The sequence below is a fragment of the Stenotrophomonas lacuserhaii genome (assembly GCF_014836545.1).
Taxonomy (GTDB): domain Bacteria; phylum Pseudomonadota; class Gammaproteobacteria; order Xanthomonadales; family Xanthomonadaceae; genus Stenotrophomonas; species Stenotrophomonas lacuserhaii.
In genome coordinates, this window is sequence record NZ_JACSQS010000007.1 from 73,301 (window position 1) to 93,430 (window position 20,130).

At 62.7% G+C, this 20,130-nt stretch carries 18 protein-coding genes; 15 read left to right on the plus strand and 3 right to left on the minus strand.

Annotation, left to right across the window (positions count from 1 at the left end):
- Positions 1 to 106: 106 nt before the first annotated feature.
- The 4 genes from H9654_RS08765 to H9654_RS08780 all read left to right on the plus strand — a co-directional run bounded on the left by H9654_RS08765 (position 107) and on the right by H9654_RS08780 (position 3,830).
- Positions 107 to 526, plus strand: a complete 420-nt coding sequence (locus H9654_RS08765) for a hypothetical protein (protein ID WP_191770516.1) — start codon at positions 107 to 109, stop codon at positions 524 to 526.
- A gap of 1,197 nt (positions 527 to 1,723) precedes the next feature.
- Positions 1,724 to 2,038, plus strand: coding sequence for an AlpA family phage regulatory protein (locus tag H9654_RS08770; RefSeq protein ID WP_191770517.1), 315 nt, complete (start codon positions 1,724 to 1,726; stop codon positions 2,036 to 2,038).
- A complete protein-coding gene (locus H9654_RS08775; protein ID WP_191770518.1) occupies positions 2,035 to 2,373 on the plus strand; it encodes a hypothetical protein in 339 nt (112 codons plus the stop codon). The genes H9654_RS08770 and H9654_RS08775 overlap by 4 nt, the downstream gene beginning before the upstream one ends.
- Complete coding sequence (locus H9654_RS08780; RefSeq protein ID WP_191770519.1) at positions 2,373 to 3,830, plus strand: YfjI family protein; 1,458 nt, start codon at positions 2,373 to 2,375, stop codon at positions 3,828 to 3,830. The genes H9654_RS08775 and H9654_RS08780 overlap by 1 nt, the downstream gene beginning before the upstream one ends.
- A 134-nt stretch (positions 3,831 to 3,964) precedes the next feature.
- Here H9654_RS08780 and H9654_RS08785 read toward each other — a convergent pair whose 3' ends face one another.
- Positions 3,965 to 4,684 carry a MobA/MobL family protein gene (locus H9654_RS08785; protein WP_191770520.1) on the minus strand — a complete coding sequence of 240 codons (720 nt, stop codon included), beginning with the start codon at positions 4,682 to 4,684 and terminating at the stop codon, positions 3,965 to 3,967.
- An 838-nt stretch (positions 4,685 to 5,522) separates the two neighbouring features.
- Between H9654_RS08785 and H9654_RS08790 the strand changes: the two genes are divergently transcribed.
- The 3 genes from H9654_RS08790 to H9654_RS08800 all read left to right on the plus strand — a co-directional run bounded on the left by H9654_RS08790 (position 5,523) and on the right by H9654_RS08800 (position 7,557).
- Complete coding sequence (locus tag H9654_RS08790; protein ID WP_191770521.1) at positions 5,523 to 5,816, plus strand: hypothetical protein; 294 nt, start codon at positions 5,523 to 5,525, stop codon at positions 5,814 to 5,816.
- A gap of 199 nt (positions 5,817 to 6,015) precedes the next feature.
- Positions 6,016 to 6,318 carry a hypothetical protein gene (locus H9654_RS08795; protein WP_191770522.1) on the plus strand — a complete coding sequence of 101 codons (303 nt, stop codon included), beginning with the start codon at positions 6,016 to 6,018 and terminating at the stop codon, positions 6,316 to 6,318.
- Positions 6,319 to 6,345: 27 nt separating this feature from the next.
- Positions 6,346 to 7,557: a chitinase gene (locus H9654_RS08800; protein ID WP_191770523.1), complete on the plus strand. Its 1,212-nt coding sequence runs from the start codon at positions 6,346 to 6,348 to the stop codon at positions 7,555 to 7,557.
- A gap of 56 nt (positions 7,558 to 7,613) precedes the next feature.
- Here H9654_RS08800 and H9654_RS08805 read toward each other — a convergent pair whose 3' ends face one another.
- On the minus strand, positions 7,614 to 7,880 hold the full coding sequence (locus tag H9654_RS08805) for a hypothetical protein (RefSeq protein ID WP_191770524.1): 267 nt from the start codon (positions 7,878 to 7,880) through the stop codon (positions 7,614 to 7,616).
- A 241-nt stretch (positions 7,881 to 8,121) separates the two neighbouring features.
- On the opposite strand from H9654_RS08805, the gene H9654_RS08810 reads away from it, so the two are divergent.
- Both H9654_RS08810 and H9654_RS08815 read left to right on the plus strand, forming a co-directional pair.
- Positions 8,122 to 8,784, plus strand: coding sequence for a response regulator (locus tag H9654_RS08810; protein ID WP_191770525.1), 663 nt, complete (start codon positions 8,122 to 8,124; stop codon positions 8,782 to 8,784).
- Positions 8,784 to 9,419 (plus strand): response regulator, encoded by a 636-nt coding sequence (locus H9654_RS08815; protein WP_191770526.1) that lies wholly within the window; start codon positions 8,784 to 8,786, stop codon positions 9,417 to 9,419. Before H9654_RS08810 ends, H9654_RS08815 begins: the two co-directional genes overlap by 1 nt.
- A 7-nt stretch (positions 9,420 to 9,426) precedes the next feature.
- On the opposite strand, the gene H9654_RS08820 is transcribed toward H9654_RS08815, so the two are convergent.
- Positions 9,427 to 9,684 (minus strand): hypothetical protein, encoded by a 258-nt coding sequence (locus H9654_RS08820; RefSeq protein ID WP_191770527.1) that lies wholly within the window; start codon positions 9,682 to 9,684, stop codon positions 9,427 to 9,429.
- Positions 9,685 to 9,912: 228 nt separating this feature from the next.
- On the opposite strand from H9654_RS08820, the gene H9654_RS08825 reads away from it, so the two are divergent.
- The 6 genes from H9654_RS08825 (at position 9,913) to H9654_RS08850 (ending at position 19,814) form a co-directional block, all read left to right on the plus strand.
- On the plus strand, positions 9,913 to 13,788 hold the full coding sequence (locus tag H9654_RS08825) for an ATP-binding protein (protein ID WP_191770528.1): 3,876 nt from the start codon (positions 9,913 to 9,915) through the stop codon (positions 13,786 to 13,788).
- A gap of 160 nt (positions 13,789 to 13,948) precedes the next feature.
- Positions 13,949 to 14,236, plus strand: coding sequence for a hypothetical protein (locus H9654_RS08830; protein WP_191770529.1), 288 nt, complete (start codon positions 13,949 to 13,951; stop codon positions 14,234 to 14,236).
- Between the two features lie 410 nt (positions 14,237 to 14,646).
- Positions 14,647 to 15,189 (plus strand): fimbrial protein, encoded by a 543-nt coding sequence (locus H9654_RS08835; RefSeq protein WP_191770530.1) that lies wholly within the window; start codon positions 14,647 to 14,649, stop codon positions 15,187 to 15,189.
- Between the two features lie 59 nt (positions 15,190 to 15,248).
- Positions 15,249 to 15,989: a fimbrial biogenesis chaperone gene (locus tag H9654_RS08840; protein WP_225211962.1), complete on the plus strand. Its 741-nt coding sequence runs from the start codon at positions 15,249 to 15,251 to the stop codon at positions 15,987 to 15,989.
- 112 nt (positions 15,990 to 16,101) lie between these two features.
- Entirely contained in the window at positions 16,102 to 18,696 is a 2,595-nt protein-coding gene (locus H9654_RS08845; protein WP_191770532.1) for a fimbria/pilus outer membrane usher protein, read from the plus strand.
- Between the two features lie 80 nt (positions 18,697 to 18,776).
- Entirely contained in the window at positions 18,777 to 19,814 is a 1,038-nt protein-coding gene (locus H9654_RS08850; protein WP_191770533.1) for a hypothetical protein, read from the plus strand.
- Positions 19,815 to 20,130 lie beyond the last annotated feature (316 nt).

Genomic DNA, 20,130 nt, shown 5'->3' on the forward strand with positions numbered 1-20,130 from the left:
CCAAGCATACGAGCTATTGCGGCGTTAATGAGCTGCGGAAGTGGCTGGTAGGATGACGGGAAAATGTGCTTGCCGGGAGGGACTGTGGGGAGGCGCGTAGTCGAGCGTGCCTCTAGGCGATTCAATTCTGGGCGTCGGCAAGCTCTTGGCGAATGCGTCGCTTAAGCCCTACTTCGACCATCTCCCCGTGGGCGATGACACTTTCAACGTCAAGTTCCCCTTCGTGTCCACATCTCCTGACGCGCCGCGAGTGGTGATCAAGCCATTGCATCTTGCTCAAGAAGAGCCAAACAAGATTCTGGATCATGGTGGCTACTGGGTCGCTAGAGTGTCGCGTCTCAAGAAGCATCAAAAGCTGCCGGCCCATGTTCTGTTCGCCATTGATGAGGCAACTGACGGCCAAAAGAAACGGGCTGCGGCGAAAGAGATCGCTGATGAGCTCAGGGCGCTGGGGACCGACGTAGTTCCGATCGCTGATAAAGCCGCGATCCTTGAGTTCGCAGACCTAGCACGGCCCAAGCACTGATCAAGAAAGCCCCGCTCCGGCGGGGTTTTTTTTGTGCGGAAATAGTAGGCGGACCATGGAGAGAGTCGAACACATCGCCATCGGCGACGGCGGCGACGGCGCTGGACATAAGTTTCAGCGGGATTATGGTGCTGGGGTCGTGCAGTATGTTTAGAGTGATCCGGTTGGGTTGGCAGGTGGGCCTCGTACCTACGAACACATGGCCGGAGCGCCATTGCTAGCGTCAGACCCGTAGGGCCAGCAGACTCGTTCAATTCGCAAAATCAAACCGCGATCCTGATACTTGAACGCGGCCTTCTTTGCAGTCTGCATCTGCTCAGCGCTGGACGCGTTCCCAGGCATCTGGGGATCCGCCTCGGTAACGGAGTCGAGTCATCGCAGCCGCCAGAATACCGGCGGCTACGGACACGTCGATAAGGGCGCGAAGCATCTGCTCTCCTAGACGGGTTGCCAGCGGCCTTGAACCCATTGCAGCGGTGGTGAGCAGACGGACTGAGCTGGCGAGGCGGTAGCTCGGGCCCCAGCGAACCAAGCAGGATTGCTGCTAAGAAATGACTTTGCTGCTCGCGTAGCGCTTACCGCTGATGACGGCGGGCAGACTTGATTCAGCTCGGCTCTTCCAAGGGACGCGCACAAGTGATTCCCGAGTCTCTGCGGATGTGCACGAGCATGAAGTCACCCGGTTCTTGTTTCGAAGTAGATGGCCATGTTCCACGCCAACAAGTCCAAGAGATTGCACTGGAAACTGAGCGACATGTAGACAGGTAGACAGGTAGGCATCCAGTGGAGCGGCGCCGTCCCGTTGCCCGATGGGTGCGCACGCGCTGCAGTAGGCCGCTAGAACGGCCGCAGTGGTGCGAACACCGATCCGAAAGGGTGAGTCTACCGACGATCGATTCACTCGATTGTTCGGCAGCCGCTATGCAGCAGCGGCCCTGTCCGTGTACGCCCGGAGGGCGGCTAGGGTGGCGGCCAGGTATTAAAAGCAAGCATGAACCAAATCGTCCTCGAATCATAAGCTACTGAGCTGAAACGGAAAGCGGACCAAAACGTGCGCAAACTGACCCGAATTCCAAAACCTTGATTTTTTCGCCAGTGAGTTTCGGTTCGCTATCAGATCAAATGCGTCCCAGCTGGTCCAACGCCAGCCAGGAATCCGGCCGGAATCCTTCCCCTAAGCACAAGAAGGACTCCATCATGCAAGCTCACCATAAGGATCCGGGTCTGTCCCGGTCCCGCTCCAATGCGATGCCGCTGAACTCGGCTTCTACCCATGTCGCGTACAGCCTAGTCGATCGTCCGACCCTGCGGTTCAAGGAACTGCTGCAGGTGATCTCGGTAGGCCGCAGTCAGGCTTACGTGCTGATGAAGACTGACCCTGACTTCCCCAAAGGCATCCCGCTCTACGACAGCGAGAACTCACCCAAGTTCTACTGGACGCACGAGGCGATCGCCTGGCTGAAAGGCCGCGCGACCAAGGCTCGGACCATGAAGGAGGGCTGCCGACCATGAACATCATCAGTGAGGCGTTGGCCGGCGCCACGACGCGTTTGCAGAAGCTGGAGCTCGCACTGAATCAGGAGCTCACCGGCGGCAAGAGCAAACTCGAAGCCGATTTCCGCGAAGCTTACCCGGTTCTGGAGCAGTACCTCACCCAGCGCATGCGCAAGCGTGCGGTAATGGAGCGTTTCAACGCAGCCTACGGTTACGAGCTGGTGCTGGCCCAGTTCCGTAAGATCCTGAACGCAGAGCGCAGCCGCCGAAGCGAGTGTGGCGACCTTCTGGCTTGCTCGGTGTGTAACCGCACGTTGCATGAGCCTGCCCAGGCCGATGAGGAGGAAGTCTAATGGCTAGCCTCTTCAAGCGAGTACCGGAGCGCTACCCGATGGATGCCTTCATGGCCGTTGTGCGCGGGGCCGGGCATGAGATCGTGCGCAATGTTCAAGCGCCGGATGCCCTCATCGGCATGAACCTGATCAACGCAATCGCCATGGCCTGCCAAGGGCTGATTGACGTCAAGCTTCCGACGGGCCAGGTTCGCCCGGTCTCGCAGAACCTGCTGATCGTTGCAGAGTCTGGCGAGCGTAAGTCCACTGTCGCTTCGCTGCTGTTTGCACCGTTCCGCGAAGCTGATAGCCAGGCGATGGCGTGTCACAAGCAGAAGAAGGAGCTGTACCAGGCAGAGCTCGGTACCTGGGAGGCTAAAGCGAAAGGAATGCGCAGTGCGATCAGTCGGGCGACCAGTCGCGGGCTGGAAATGACGGATCTGGAAGGCCAGCTGCTGGACCACGCCCATCACAAGCCGGTTGCACCCAAGCTCCGCTACTTCCTGAGGCAGGACATCACCGGCAAAGCCATTATGGAGGCGCTCGAGGGCGACGGTGAATCGATCGCGATCAGTACCGATGAAGGCCACGTGCTCTTCAAGAGCGAGGCGATGTCGCACCTGGGCTTGCTCAATCGACTGTGGGACTCTCCTGAGACGCTGGTTCGCGACCGGGCAGACGAGCAGCTGTTGGCAATGAACCCGCGCGTCTCGGTAAGCATCATGACCCAGCACGCGCCGCTCAAGGCATTCCTGGACAGGCGCGGCTCGGTTGCGAAAGGTAGCGGCCACTGGGCACGCTACCTGGTGGGGTGGCCGCAGTCGACGATGGGCTATCGCTACGTAGATGGCGGTGAGCCGAGCTGGGAATGCCTTCCGGCGTTCCAAGAGCGCGTTCGCGAACTGCTGGATCGCTACCGCACCGTCATCGAATCGAACACGATCCAACGCGAACAAGTCGAGTTCTCTCGCGACGCGAAGGATCGCTGGATCCAGTTGGCGATTGAAACCGAACGCATGCTGCGCGCCGGCGAGTACCTGAGCGACATCAATGACTTTGCAGCAAAGGTCATGGAGATCCTCGCCCGGCTCGCCGCTGCAATGCACTACTTCGCAGGCGAAACCGGGCAGATATCGCTCGATACGTTGGAGCGCGCATTCAAGATCATCCGGTGGCACGTAGAGGAGTACAAACATCTGTTCTCCGCTGAAGCCGCAGCCCCTCAAGATCTTGTCGATGCTCGGGCTATTGCTAACTACCTGAAATCTCGTGTCTGGGGCGGCTTCTTCTCAGATACGTATGTGCCCAAGAATCACGTCCTACGCAACGGTCCCGTGCGGGATCGTAGTCGACTCAACGCGGCGCTCAGTTTGCTGGAAACGCGGTGGGCGGTGCGGGTCACGGTGGGGGCCCGGGACCGCAAGTGCTACCTGCAGTTGATGAACGACTTCTTCAATCAGCAGCAGATGCCGCTATAGCGCTAAGGCCTAGCAGGGGGGGGGCGGGGGAGGGAGCTCGCCGCCCCCCAGTTAACCTTCTCATCTGTAGGGCTGAGAACTTTGAGCGATTCTGCGACAAAATCGCGGAGTCGCCCCGTTATCAGCGGCTATGACTAGGTGTTGTCGTCATGAGCTGCCCGATAATCGACGTACTGCTCCTTCTCAGCGTCAGCCATTTGCTTTATGAGCGTTGGCCCGAGGTGCCGTTCCGGGCGCCTCGCTAGGCCGCGGTCGCGATGACTGCGGTGGTCAACTCGCGTGGTATGCCCGCACTCGGCCAGCATCTGGTTCTGCGTGTCAGCTACCAGCTTCCGCGTCGCAGTCACCTGCTGACGCAGCTCCAGGGGACTCTTTCCACCGCTATCCTTCCTGCAGCCGCCCTTGTCGGGTTGGGTCGGGTTGAAACGCGCGAAAGTTCGTTCCGGTTCGCGTTCAACTCCGTCCGGAACACGGTCGGAACACATCAGGTGCACGTGCGGATTGCCCGCGCCCTCCAAGGCGCCCTCGGGTGCATGGATTGCGTACTGATAAGGCTTACGTCCCGCCAGGGCGCACGCGAGTCGATCTGCGAGCTCGATTTGCTGCTCCACTGAAAGTTCTTTGGGCAGCGCGATCTCGTGTTCGCGATAGGCGGCGCCGTTAGAGCGCTCGTGACGGTCTGCCATTGCCCAGAACGTTCGCGGCTCGTTCTCAGCCCACGCCGGAAGGTTGCCGTGGCTGGAATGGACCAGGTCGTCTCGAGCGCTCAGTGCTCCCTCGCGGTCGATGTACGCTCCGTGTCTGCGCGCGGTGCCCTTCTTTCCGCTCTTGATGGTGTAGTGGAAGCTTGCCATGTGTGTATCACCCTTTCTCTATTCCTAAAACAAGAAAGCCGACAAGATTGCTCTTGTCGGCTGCTATGGGGATCGAACTGGCTGCAGGTCAGTAGACGATCGAGCAGAAACGGTAAGTGCGCGTGTCAAATCCCCCTTGAGTAGCACTTAGTGCCGAGGCTATTAACTAGGGGCGCGCTGAGCTTCATTGCGTCTACGCTTGTCGGCTGATGCAGGTTGTCTATCTCCATATACATAGGGTGAGCGGTGTAAGAATTTACCGGTTGCTTCTCCGGTGCGTTTTAACGTGGCCCAACACGGCGTTGGCAGGAGAACAGCTTGGTTGGAGCGCTAAGCTGTCAACGTTGGATAGCTTGAGGCCGATTCTTCTCTGCGCTGGCGTCAGCTGCCGTCCAGCGTGTCGTCTGAAGATTAGAGGGCGCGAACAGCGCGAGCACAGGGTCGGTGCTCTTAGCTAGCCCGCGATCGCGCACAGTGGCGCAACAAAACTACCGGTTGATGACTTGGACCGGATGGTCAACCATCGTAAATATTCTCGCTTTGCAGCGCGATCAGCCCGTTGATGTGAGCAAGTACACCGAGGCAATCTTGTGCAGCACCACTCCATTCCCTGATCACGCAAGGCACAATGCTGCAGCAGCAGATGGGAGCGAACTATGGGTGCCAGCCTATTGCAGTTGTTTTCAGCAGACTGTTGCTGTGAACTGCATCCAGTCGAGATTGGGCGAGCGAATATCGGAAAATCACTGGTCCGAGGGCAATTCGCCTCGACTTGGGCAGTCCAGGTTTCGAAGAGGCCGAGGTTTTACAATCGCGTTTCGACCTGCGTTGGAAGCCTATGAACGACCTCTCCGCCGATATCATTCACCGCTTGGAGCGCTGCGAACTGGAGCTGCAGGCGAGCTGCGGCTGTCTCAAGGCGCTCGAGTACGGTCTTCGGGCGGTCATTGCAGCTCATCCTGATCCCGCAACGCTCGCTAGCCTGTGGTCACAAGTGCTGCCCGAAGTTGCTGACCAGCACTCGGGCAACGCGAATTCCACGCCGCTATATGACGCTGCCTTCCAGCACGCGCTCGCGACTCTGACGGAACAAATTGAGGCGACGACCGACCGTGATGAGAAGGATGACTAACCTGCCGCAGGCCCGACCCACCCAGCCGTCTCCGGTCAGCGCCTCGAGCTGGCCGGATAAGTGCTTTGAGTATTTGCCTACGAACCGCTCTGGGTAGCGTCGATACCATCCGCCCGTCGGCTTTCAACGAGCGTATGTGCGCGCATCTCGGCGGCGTGTCACGTGTCACACGTACGCGTGGCATTGAGCAGGCCGACACATGGTCGAGGAATCGTTGAACGGAGCCTGGTCATGGCTGCGTGTTCCTCGTGCCGGACTCATCGTGCTATCCATTGATGGACATTTCATGAAACATCGGAAACTACTGGCGTGTTTGCTCGCCGGTTCGATCGCCTTTACGGGCTTTGCCCACGCGGCATCCCCTCAGCAGGTTACGTACGACATCACCGAGTCCTATGCGGCCGGTACCGTCGTGGTCTATCTGGACAAGGCCTATAAGGCCAAGTGGTGGGCCAATCCCGGCCAGTCGCCCGCCGAAGTCGACACCGCGGCCAACGCATAGGATTCCCCGTGGGAGCACACCGACGACATGTCCGAGCCGCCGGTTGAACCGCCGGTGCCGCCGGTCGAGCCCGAACTGCCGGGCGACAACGTGCTGCCGCCGGTCCATATCCCGCTGAGCCAGTTGCTCGATGAAGAAACCGCGCTCACGTCCGATCCGCTTATGGCCGAGGTCAAGCGCTCGATTGCTACGCGCGACAACGCTCTGGTGGCCAAGATTGAGCCGGGCGCCGCCGACAACCCGGAAAACGTCAAGCGGGTCGAATCGATCATCACGGCGGAAAAATGGGAATACATCTTCCCGCAGCGCGCCCCGGAATACACCTACACCGGCTTCCTGAAAGCGATCGGCAAGTTCAGCGCGTTCTGCGCCGAGTACAAGGACGGTCGGGATTCCGACGCCATCTGCCGTAAGTCGCTGGCGACCATGTTTGCGCACTTTACGCAGGAAACCGGCGGCCACAACGGCGAGCAGGCGGGCGTGCCCGATTGGCGTCAGGGCCTGGTCTGGGTGCGTGAGATGGGCTGGACCGAAACCATGCGCAATGGGTACAACGGCGAATGTCTGCCGTCTACCTGGCAGGGTCAGGCGTGGCCTTGCGGGACGTTCATCGAAGATGGCGCGTTCAAGAGCTACTTCGGGCGCGGTGCCAAGCAGCTGTCGTATAACTACAACTACGGTCCGTTCTCCGACGCGATCTACGGTGATGTTCGCCCCTTGCTCGACCGTCCTGACCTGGTGGCCGATACCTGGCTGAACCTGGCCAGCGCCGTATTCTTCTATGTGTACCCGCAGCCGCCCAAGCCGTCCATGCTCCATGTGATCGACGGTACCTGGCAGCCCAACGACCGCGATCTGGCCAATGGCCTGAAGCACGGTTTCGGCGTGACGACGCAGATCATCAACGGCGGCGTGGAATGCGGCGGCAGTGGTGAGAACGCGCAGTCGGTCAACCGTATTGCGTACTACCGCCAGTTTGCTCGCGAGCTCGGCGTGCCGATCGAGGAAAGCGAAGTGCTCGGTTGCGCCGGGATGAAGCAGTTCGACGAACAGGGTGCCGGTGCGTTGCCCATCTACTGGGAAATGGATTGGTCCTGGTCGGCCGGTACGGTCGGCGGCCTGAGCTACCAGTGCCAGCTAGTGGGCTACCAGACGGCGCATAACGCGTTTCGTCAGGGTGACTACGCACAGTGCGTGCAGGCGAAGTTCCCGAACGTGATTATCGACAAAGATAAGTAAGACCCCAGGTACTGCGCCGGTCGCCGGCGCAGTACCGCATGGTCGGCTTGCCCTAGTCAGGGCGAGGCGCGGCGCGGCCGGTAGTTGAGCTTGCCCAGGGATTGGGCAATACGTTCGGCCAACTGCACATCGTCCGGGTTGGCCTTCGGGTGGACGCAGATGGCATGGCACCGCGTCCGGTCGTACGAAACGACCATGGGCGGACAGTGTGCCCCATCGCTGGACAGCGGCGCGAGCGGTTTGAGTACGGACCGCGGTACCCACTGGCGATGAATGCGGCCGTGGTCAGGGCCACCGGCAAAAACACAGGTCCATTGGATCATGAATGGCTTCCCCTTCTGCTTGCGCGTTCCCACCCCCTTGTGGTGAACGTCGCTTCAACGCCGCACCTCGTCCTTCCCCGGAGCCTCAGGGCAAGGTGCGATAGTGCACCGGCGTTGGTTTGACCCTAGTACGGCGGGTGAAGAGCGAACGTGGCAATATCCTCAAATCGAGGCGCGGTGAGCGCGAGCTCGTGATGGGCATGAGGTACTTCGGGACTTGGCTGACGACGGTGAGGTTCGCATGGCATTTCGGCACGACATTTACACGGCGGACGATCACGAGGCGGTGCGTGGCGGCGTTGCCGCAGCGCTGGCATCCAGCGAGTTCGTGGTGACTGGCGAGGGCGCTACCAGCGACGAAGTGCTGGCCCTGCTGGCCACGGCGGTGCCCGATGCGCTGGTAACGGATTTCGCCATGCCTGGCGTGCGCTTCGAGGACGGCCTGGACTACCTGGAGTACGTGACCACGACGTACCCCACGCTCCCCGTCGTGGTCTTGACCATGATCCGGCGGCCGGTGGTATTGCAGGCGATGCGCGATTGCGGCGTGCGCGCGCTGGTCGACAAGAGCGAGCCCCTTCGCGTGCTGCCGGGCGCGCTGCGACGGGCCGTCGCCGGGGACACGTTTATTTCGGAGACCTTCGCCAGCCTGGTCGATACCCTCCATGTCCGGGTGCCCAAGGGCGCCATCATCAAGAGCGCGAAATTAAGCCCGAGCGAGCGAGCGGTGCTGAAGCTGCTCGGCGAAGGGCGTAACCTTCGTGAGGTGGCCGATGCGCTGGAGCGCTCCTTCAGTACCGTCAGTACGCTCAAACAACGCGCGATGGCCAAAGTGGGTCTGACCAACAACAGCGACTTGCACGACTACATTCGTCATCTGGACGACACGGCGGGGGATGCCTGATGATCCGCATCGTGCTGGCCGATGATCACCCCGCGATGCGGGTCGGCATGGCGATCATGCTCGAGCGTGGCGGAGACGTGACCGTGGTGGCCCAGGCGGCGACGCCGGGCGAGCTTTTCGCGCACTTGTCGACGGTTGAGTGGGATATCGTGATCACGGATTTCGCCATGCCCGACGACGCGGTGGCCGACGGGCTGAACATGCTCAGCCGTATCCGGCGCCTATATCCGAACCGCATTGTCATCGTGATGACGATGATCGCGAACCCGGTCGCACTGCGCGCAATCGCCGCGCAGGGATGTCAGGGGATGTGCGACAAGGCCGCGCCGCTGGCGGAGATGGTGGAGGCGGTGCGGCAGACCGTGGCCGGTGGCTGGTACCGCAGTGCCGGTATCGTAGCGGCGCTTGAAGCCGCCGATGCCATGAACGTCGATGCGCCGGGAAGCCAGCTGACACCCAAGGAGATCGATGTCGTGCGGATGATTGCCGAAGGGATGACGCTGGGCGAGATTGCCGACCGCCTTCACCGAAGCAATAAGACGGTGAGCCGTCAAAAGCGCGATGCCATGAAACGGTTGGCGATTCAATCCGATGAGGAACTGATCGACTACGCCCGGCGTACCGGGTTGGCATGACGTTGCATTACGGAAACACCTCGCGGGCAAACCCTTCATGCGATTCGTCGGTGGCGCGCATGACGGGGACCGTGACGGCCAACCAGCCTTCGGTGAAGGCCACCAGATCCCGGGCGCCGCGCGTGTCGGGCGCGGCAGTGGCAAAGTTGGACAGCGCCTGGTTGAAATGCAACGGATCCGGGTGCGTGGCGATCAACGCACGGATAATGAGTTCCAGCGAGCTGTCGCGTCCGGCAAGGAAAGATAAGTCGGTCATCTGCGCCATCCGCATTCCATGAGAAGTGTAGTGTGCCTACTGCGCGAGGCTCCAAGCATGGCTATTTCCTCAATCGCATGGGGCCGGCATCGCGGGTACGCATCGCTTAGGTCGTGGATGTTCGCTGGGGCGTGTGCGGTAAACGCAATGCACCGCCTGCGTCCGGGCAACGGATCACCGCGGACGGCGCAGCACTCGCCTTTCTGGGCGCGTGTGCTACTTGCATGGGCGTTGGTCATGAACGGTGTCCCATCGATCGCCGCGCCGACCGTGAGCGGTGCGGCGGTCGCGCCGGCGGTGTCGCGCCCTGTCCAGGTCGGCGTTTTCGCCAACGGCTGGCCGCCCTTCGAGATCGTGAACGGCAAATCCGTCAGTGGCTTGTCGTGGGACTACCTGACGCGGGCGTTGCACGCGCGGGGTCTGGCAAGCGAGGTCGTGCTGTATCCGACCTGGCCGGACCTGTATGCCGCGATGTGCCGCGGTGAGGTCGATGTCGTGATGAGCATCGCCCCGACCGAAGATCGCCGCGCCTGCATGGTTTACTCGCAATCGTACTTTGAGGCGCTGCCGGTCATCGTGGCGCGCCAGTCCTCGGCGATTCGCGATCACGCGGACCTGGCACATGCCCGCATCGCGGCGGTCGAGGCCTTTGCCCTGACGCCGGTGCTGCCGACCATCTATCCGCAAGCCACCATGGTCGACGTACCGTCCAGCCAGGCGGCCATGGAAGCGGTGCGCGACGGACACGCCGATGCCTTCGTCACCAACGCGTACACCGCCCGTGCCCTGATCGCGCACATGGCCGCCGGTGATTTGCATGTGGTGGGTGCCACCGCCCTGCCGTTCGACACCTTACGGTTCGGCGTGAGCCATAACGCCGCGTGGCTGGCACCGGCGCTCGATGAGGGGCTCGCGGGTCTGACCGGCGATGACCATGCGTGGTTGCGGGAGCGTTGGTTGGGGCGGACGGGGGACTCGGCGCACTGGACCGTCCCGCGGTCCACCGAGGAGGAGGCGGCGCTGCGCGCCTCGCCCATGCTCCGGGTGGGCTACGACCCGGGTGCCGAGCCCTTAAGCTTCACCGATCACTACGGGCAAGCGGCGGGCCTGGCACCGGACGTCTTGCGCACCGTGGGGCGCGTGCTGGGTCTGCGACTGCAGTTCACCCCGGTCGCCGATGCCGCGCTTGCGCTCCGCCAGGCGCGGGCGGGCATGCTCGACCTGATCATTGGCGCGCCCGTCGTGGCCCATGACCTGCCAGGTTCCGCGTCGACCCTGCCGATCATTCGGGTGCCGCTGGTCGCCGTCATGCGGCGGGATGAGCCGGTGGTGGGCGATGTCAGCGCGCTGCGGGGCCGCCGCGTCGCGGTCGGCCGCTACGCCACCACGATCCTCGAGGGATTGAGTCAGGAGGTGGGCGCGACGGTCGACCGCGTGGAGACGCCGGCACAGGGGCTAGCGGCGGTAGCCGACGGGAGCCTGGATGCGTACATCGCCAATCTGGCGGTGGTGGATCCGTTCCTGCAGCACCAGTATTCGGGGGTGCTCAAAGTCGCGGCGGCGCCCCGTCAGGAAGCGGACGTGACCTTCCTGGTGGCGCCACGGGCCGTATGGCTCGTGCCCCTGCTCAATCGCGCGCTGGAGAACATGCCCACCGACGTCGAGGCGCGGCTTCGCGCGACTTGGATCCAGCATGCGTACAGCACCTCGGTACCCCTCGGCGAACTGGTACGGCGGTTCGGACTGCCCGTGCTGGTACTCGTGCTTCTGCTCGGCGGGGTGATCGTCGCTTACGTGCGGTTGCGCCGCGAAGTGCGCCGGCGGCAGGTCGCCGAAGCGGTCACGGACGAAACGCGACAGCGCTTCACGGAAGTAACCGACACGTTGCCCGCCGTGGTGTTCCAGCTCATCCGTTATCGGGATGGCCGTCGGGTGTTCACGATGGTGGCGGGCCAAGCCGAGCCTTTGTTTGACCTTAGTAGCGCGCAGATCGTGGCCGACGAGCACGCGGCGTTTGCCAAAGTACTGCCGGACGACCGGACGATGATCACGGCCGCCGTCGACGCGTCGTCGGCGACCATGACGCCCATGCAGGTGGAATTTCGGGTGCAGCTTGCGGCAGGTATTCGCTGGATTCGCTCGTCGGCGACACCGTTGAGCCGCACCGATGGGGAGACCACGTGGAGCGGGTACTGGATCGACATTACCGATCTGGTGGATCAGGCGGCGGCGCTGGAGCAGGCCCGGGCTGCCGCGGAAGTTGCGGCATCGGCGAAGGGGCGGTTCCTGGCCACGATGAGCCATGAAATCCGCACGCCGATGAACGGCGTCACGGGCATGCTCGAATTGCTGGGCCATACCCCGTTGAATGCCGAGCAAGCGCACTTGCTCGCTGTGGTCGACGACTCGGCGAGCAGCCTTCAACGCATCCTGGACGACGTGCTCGACTTCACCCAGTTGGACGAAGGTCGCATCGCCCTGGAACTGCTCCCCACCGACCTTCCGGATCTCATCGACCGTACGGTCGGTGGCCTGCTGGCGGACGCGGCGAGCAAAGGCCTTCAGGTGAATATCGCCATCGACGCCGCCGTAGCGGGCTTGCACCGTACCGATCCGACGCGCGTCCGGCAGATCCTGTCGAACCTCCTCAGCAACGCCATCAAATTCACCCACGCAGGTTCGATTACCGTCGCGCTACATGCCGAGGCCATCGATCGCGAGGGGCACCAGGTGATCGCGCTGGCCGTGACCGATACCGGCATGGGCATCGCCGATGACCGTCAGTCGCGTTTGTTCGCCGCATTCACGCAGGCCGACCCATCCATCCACCGCCAGTTTGGCGGCAGTGGCCTGGGTTTGGCCATCTGCCAGCGGTTGGCAACGCTGATGGGCGGCGCGTTAACGCTCGACAGTCGCGTGGGGCAGGGAACGACGGTCACGTTGAGCTTGCGATGCGCAGTCGATGGTTCGCCCCTCGCGAGCGAGTTCGCCGGAGTGCTCGTGGCCTGCCCGGAGGTGCCCTCGCCGGCGGTCGCGGCAGTGATGGGCGCGCTTGGGCGCATGGGCCTGTCGTGCGTGACCTCAGCGGTGGCCGGTGCGGGGGTGCAGATCGACGATGACGCTTCGTCCGAGGACGCCGGCCTGCCTCGGCTTAACGTGACGACACGCCTGTTGACCTCAGGTTACGAGGCGGACGGCAACGCCGTTACCGTGTCGGCCCATCCGGTCAGTCCGCGCGCGCTGCAGCTCGCCCTGCAATTGTTGCTTCCTCAGCGGGCGGCGGCGGACGCGGTTACGGGCGTGCCGACGCTGGTCTCCCGCGCCGTGGCTCAGGGTTGGGCAGCCGACGTGCTGGTGGTCGAAGATCATGTGGTGAACCGCGAACTGATCGGTCGCCAGCTTGCGGCGCTCGGCTTGACCTACTGCATCGTCGACGATGGGCCGGAGGCACTCACGCAGCTGACGGCGACCTCCTTTGGGGTGGTGATCACCGACCTGTTCCTGACCACACTCAATGGCGATGCCTGGGCGCGACAGTGGCGCGCCCAGGAGGCGACCGATCGACGTGCGCGCGTGCCGATCATGCTGTTGTCGGCGACCGTGGGCACCGATGCGGCGGACGACGCCGGGATCTTTGATCTTCGGCTGAGTAAGCCCATGCGATTGCCCGCCTTGTATCAGGCGCTTCACCCGTACTTTGACGCAGGTGCTCCCATGCCGGGCGGCGGGTCGCCGTCGACCTTGGCGCAGCGGCCCGAACCGACGGAGGGCTTCACCGGTCAGGTGAACCTGGCCTCGGCCATGGAAGACTTTGGTGATCGCGCCACGGCCCTTCACGTGCTTAGCCTGGTCGTGTCCGCGGCTCGAAAGGACAGACCAACCGACGGCGAGCGTTGGGATCGTCGCACGACAGCCGCCTGGATCCATCGAACGATCGGCGCCCTGGCGATGTTCGACCGGGGTGCTCTGGTGGCCTTGGGGCGCCAGGTCGAGGCGACGCTTCAGGAGGGGGCGGATCCATCGGTGTCCGCCGCGGCCGTGGAACGATTCACCCAGGCGTTGGCGACATGGATCGATGAGGCGCAAGGCTTGATCGACGCCCCGGCGCCGTAACCGCCATACACGCGGGACGTTTGAGGAAATAGCTACGGACGCTCAGGCTGGGTATCCGTATCGTTACCGGATCGGCGGGATCTTCCCCCTGTAGAACGCCGATACCCAACGGACTGTGGCCAAGGATGGCCAACTCGCTTCGTCGTCCCACCGTTGGGTCATGGAGCACGTCTCTCGCCGCGCTGCGCGGCCCACTGCATCGATCGACCTCACGCTCTCCAGATGTGTGCAGGACGGCGTGTGCCTGAAGGATGTCGTATGCCTAGCCACTTCGCTCAACATTGGCGATATCGCCGAGCGCGAGTTCGATTCACGCATTGACGCCATCCTCTACGCTGCACGGCGCGCCCACAAACTGCAGATGGCCGGGCGCACCGTCGCGGTGAGTCTGGAAGGTGCCGATGGCCGGTGGCGAGCGTTTAATTCGTCACTCCAACCCATGCCCTGACACATCCACAAGGCCTCTCACGAGGCCTTTGTGCTTTTTGGCGAACCGTGGGGCTGTGGCCGAGAGGCAACCCGAGGACAAGATCGACGGGCCGCGACGTGCGTGTAGGTGAGGGCCTACACGGTGTCGGCGTCATTTGAGCCGATAACTACATCGCGGCTCTCGGTGGACCCGTATCGTGTCATTCAAGAGGTTCGCATCCCCTGAGGGAGACGAGCCAGCCGTCCGGAATGTCCGGCGAGCTGCACATGCCAGGGTGGCAGTGCTCGGAGACCACCCTGATGCAGGGCCGGTCGCGTCGAGGGTGATTCGCCCATCGACATTCAATCGCAGGTGTAGGGTCCCGCGCGACGCGCAGGGGGCGACGTACACCGCATGCCAATCAGACCGTTTTATTTCAAGGACCGCACATGAACCTTTCTACCCTGCGTCTTGCCTTTGCGGGCACCGCACTCGTGGCCTCGATGGCCGCCAGCGCCGCCGACGGCACCATCACCTTCACCGGCGACATCACCGCCACCACTTGCATCGTGGGCCCGGGCACCGGCGCCGAGGGCGCGGCGAAAGCCATCGAAATCAAGTTGCCCGAGCTGGCAACGTCCGCTCTGGGTACCGACGGTGCCACCAACGGCGATACCGATTTCAGCCTGAAGCTGGATGGCGGCGCGGATTGCGTCGGTCAGTCGGGCAAGCTCGGCAAGATGGCGTTCTCCGGCGCCAACATCAACCCGACGACGGGTCGCCTGACCAACACCGGCACGGCCGCCAACGTCGAAGTAGAGCTGGTGTCGGCCGGTACGCCGCTGCACCTGGCCAACGACAAGATCGATTTTGCCGTCAATGCCACGGGTGACAACGAGTTCCCGATGACCGCCCGCTACCGCGCTTCGGGCGGTGCGGCCGGGCAGGGCGACGTGTCCACGACCGTTGAGTACACCCTTTCGTACAACTGATGCACGCACCTCGGCCGGGATGTCCCGGTCGAGGTTTCCTTTCACTTGAGGTGGTTGCCATGCGCCGTACATACCGATTTGCTTCTCTTGCGCTGAGTCTGATGATGTTGCTGCCGGCCGTGGCCAGCGCGACGATCCAGGTCAATGCCACGCGGGTGATCTACCCGGTCGGCCAGCGCAGCGTCACGGTCAATGTCGTCAACACGGGCAAGGTGCCGCACCTGGTCAAAGCATGGGTGGACGACGGCGACGCCGACGCCGACCCGAGCAAAGTCACCGCGCCGTTCCTGGTCACGCCGCCGCTTGCGCGCATGGAACCGGAGCACGGCCAGGCCCTGCGCCTGATGCACCTGGGCCAGACGCCCGCTACCGATCGTGAAACGGTCTACTACATCAATATCCTGGACGTACCGCCCTCCTCAGAGGACAGCACGACCAGCACCCTGCAGTTCGCTATTCGTACGCGACTGAAAATTTTTCTGCGCCCGGCGAAGTTGCCGGGCACACCGGAGCAGGCGGCCAAGTCGCTCGTCTGGATCATGGTCCACGACCAGGGCAAAGCCTTCCTCGAAGCCCGCAACGCGGCGGCGTACTACGTATCGGTGGCCAACGTCACGCTGGCCGACGGCACCCTGCTTGAGGGCGAGATGGTGGCACCGTTTGCCACGAAACGCTTTCCTTTACCCAAGGCATTGCCGGCCAGCGCCACGTTCGCCGTGCGCTGGGTCAGTGACCACGGCGGACTGATTGATGGCCAGGGCCGGCTGGCCGCACCCACCGCCGTGGCCAGCGCGCCCTAGTCATCGCCCACGCCCTCCCGGCGGCGCGCCGGGCCGTCGTTGCGCCCCTTCCACGTACCTACCGCGGTAACACCGCCGGGCGGTGCTGCATGCCCGCCACTGACAGCAGACTATGACCACGACTCCCTCATCCCGCTGGACCGATCAGATCACCGCCACGCTTCGGCCGTTAGGTCTCGCGATCGCCGTGGCCCTGGTCGTGCCGAGCGTCAGCCAGGCGGCGCCTTCGCCCTCGCCGGCCATGGAGCCGGCAGCCGTGTCGTTCAACGCGTCCTTCGTGGGCAGCATGGCCGGTGACCTGGGCCGCTTCGAGCGTGGCCAGGCACTCCCGGCCGGCGCCTACGAGGCCGACGTCTTCGTCAATCGCACCCGCATCGGCCGTTTCACGGTCAATCTCCGCGTCATGGACGGTGATCGCAACGCCACGCCGTGCCTGACGTCGGCCTTGCTGACGACACTGGGCGTGCGGTTGCCCGGCGCCGATGCGCGGGGCAATGTCCTCGTCAGCCCCGTGGCTGGCGTGGGCGAGGGTTGCCTGGACCTGCCGTCACTCATGGAATCTGCGTCGGCGACCTTCGTGCCGGACAAGCTGGAGCTGCAGCTCTCGATCCCGCAAGTGGCGCTGGTTGCTACCCCGCGCGGCTACGTCGACCCGTCGCTGTGGGATAACGGCGAAACGGCGGCCACCGTCGCCTATTCGACCAACGTGTACCGTCGCACCGGCGGCCCGGGTCGCGATACGTTGCAGGGCTATCTGCGTTTGTCCAGCGGCTTGAGCCTCGGTAGCTGGCGTTTGCATCACGATGCATCGTATTCATGGTCGCAGCGCGGCCAGAACCATTTGGGCTCCATCGCCGGCTACGCGCAGCGCGACGTGATTTCGTGGCGCTCCCAGCTGCTGCTGGGCCGCTCCAATACGTCCGGTGAACTCTACGAGTCGATCGGCTTTGATGGCGTGCAGTTGGCCAGCGACGATCGCATGCTGCCCGATTCGCAGATCGGCTACGCCCCGGTCGTGCGTGGCATCGCGCGCTCCAACGCCAAGGTCGAAGTGCGCCAGTCCGGTTACGTCGTCTACCAGGCAAGCGTCGCGCCGGGTGCGTTCGAGATCGACGATCTGCATGCCACGGGTTTTGCCGGCGACTTCGAAGTGACGGTCTTCGAGACCGATGGCAGCATCAACCGTTTTACCGTGCCGTTCTCCTTCGTACCGCGCCTGCTTCGCCCGGGCCTGTATCGCTATTCGGCGACGGCGGGTCAAACGCAGGACTATGGTGGTGGCCGTCACCTTCGCTTTGCTGAAGGTACCTACCAGCGTGGTATCAGCAATGCCGTCACGCTCTTCGGCGGCGCCCAGGTCGCTGAGCGTTCCAGCTACATGTCGGCGCTGACCGGCGCGGCGATTAACACTTCGGTCGGCGCGTTCTCCGTCGACCTGACCCATTCGATCCTTCGCCCCCAGGCGCCGGTGCATACGCGCTCAGGTCGAAGCATCCGCGCGACGTACAGCAAGAGTCTGGCGACCTCAGGAACGAGCGTCGCGGTTGCCGCGTACCGCTTCTCCAGTTCCGGGTTCTACACCCTGCGTGATGCAGCGACGGTGCTTGCCGGTCCGTCATGGGCGACCGGTCACGATGGCGCAACGCAGGTATTGCAGCAGCGCCGCAACACGTTGCAGCTGACCGTGAGCCAGACACTGCCCTGTCAGGCCGGTTCATTGTTTTTTTCCGGCTCCAGCAACGATTACTGGGCGAGGTCCGGTCGCGAAACGAACTATCAACTGGGCTACTCCGGTACCGTGCGACGCGCCTCGTACGCCATCGCCGGCGGCCGCAGCCAGGATGCCTTCGGCCGTACGGATCATCAGATTAACTTGAGCGTGTCCATTCCGCTGGGCGATGCAGGGCGCTCCGGTACGCAGCTGTCGCTGAGCCGTTATCAAGGGACTGATCATGACGACTGGCGTGCGGGCATCAATGGCGCGGTCGGCGACACCGGACGCCTGGCCTACAACGCCTCGGTGGCCAAGGGCAGCCAGGACGGTCACGACTACACCGCCGGAGCCAGCTACCGCGGACCGTGGGCCCAGCTCAACGGCAGTCACAGCCATACGTCGCGCTCGGATCAGACGTCCGCGGCCATGTCCGGCGGCCTCGTGCTCCATGCAGGCGGCGTCACCCTGGCACCGTCACTTTCTGGAACGATCGGCATCGTCGATGCGAAGGATGCCGCCGGGGCCACGCTCACCAGCTCCAGCGCCGTCGTCGATCACCGCGGCTACGCCATCGTGAACAACCTTCGCCCGTACCGCATGAACAGCGTCAGCGTGGATACGGGCACCGCGCAGGACATGATCGAATTTGATAGCAGCGTGCAGCGTACCGTGCCGCGCGCCGGCGCGGTGGTGCGATTGACCTACCAGGTGACCGGAACGAAAAACCGCCTCATCCGTCTGGATCACACGGGCGAGGGCGCTGCATTTTTTGGTGCGCCGGTCACGGACACGTCCGGTGCCCTGCGCGGCACCGTGGGCCAGGGCAATGTCGTGCTGGTGCACTCGTTGGCCGAGGGCGAAGTGCTCAACGTGCAGACGAGCGATGCGGCCCTGCGATGCCAAGTCGTCGTGCCCGCTCTGGATGCATCGCCGTCTACCGGCGACGTGATGGCTTTGCCCTGCATCGCGTCGACGACGACGGCACAGCGATGACGCGCTCCGTAAGTAAGGGACGTCCTTTCGCTCCCACCCTTCCTCTAACCGTTTCCGTACTGTCCTTTAAGGTATGCGCCATGAAGAACATCGTCATTTGGGCCCTTTTGGCTTGGATAATGCTCCACCCCAAGGCTCACGCAGTCGCATGTGCGTCTCTTAACACGATCGATCCTGCCAAGATGGCTGTGGGTGGGCAGTCCGTTCAAGATGCAGGACCGGAATACCACGTAGTTAATTCGATTGAAACGGTTTACACGTTTGACTGCAGCCCGGCTGCCGGCATCCCGGATGGCACGCCGCTGGAGGTGCGTATCGGCTCGTACAGGTTTGCCTCGAGTTGGACAACGATCAATTTCGAGGGGCAGAGCTACACGTCCGTAAGTGTTGTCAACCCGGGCGCCTCGCTCGATTTCAAAGATCATGTATTTACGATGATTTTAGAGGTTGATATTTCGGGCAACGGTCACTTCCAACCGGTTGTGTCTTCGAACGTCTCAATGGGCTCCATCAGTCCAACCGACCGAACCACGGTGACCTTCACCATTCGACGGCGTCTCCTGCGTCGGGCGGCGATCCGCGGTAACTATCGTCCTCTTCTTGCTGAGAGTGACATGGTTAAGATCGGGGCCGGGACGTCCGAAGGTGGCTTCCAACCATCCTTGATGACCAAGCATGGGTTCGCTGACTTAGGGGTGGCTATTTTCGCGACATGCACCTTGAACAACGACGTCCCCCTTTCCTTGGGAAGCCTAAGTGCTCGCGACGTGACCCTCCAGGGACGGACCTTTACCTTTGACGTGCCTCTTCAGTCGTGCCAATCCCATGCGATGTTAGTTCAACCGAGGGTGCATGCCCACGACGCAAGAAATCCGACCAACACGACCAAATTGATCACGTTGGAGAAAGGTGATGGGTACGTAAGCGGTGTCGGCCTTGAATGGGCAAGGAATTTGGGCGGCGAATTTACGGGGTTCAGCCTGCAAAACGGGGTTATCAACGGCACCGGTGGGCTATCTTTCCCAATTTCGGTGACGTTGCGTCGCCTGGATGCGGGTACGCCGGTTGTGCCGGGTATGATCAGTGGACAAGTCATTTTATCCCTTGTTTATCCTTAACGATGGGATGGACAAAAGGGCTTGCGGCACGTCGGGCGTCTATCGCTCGCATCGTTCGAAGGCGTGCCGTATAGGGCACAGCCAGCCGATGAAGTGTTCTCGAGCCGGCGGCTTTGGCTCATCATCGGTGCTATGTCTATCGTTGCTCTTCATACGGCGCTTTACATCGCTCATGATTCCGGCATGCGTATGGGGCGGTTGAGCGACCTCAGGTTGGGCGCACTTTACCGTTAGATCACAGGTTGTCATTTATGAGACTTTGGGTGGGCATCATGGCAGGCGGCCCGACGCACGGTAGCCGCGTCGAGCAGTGGGC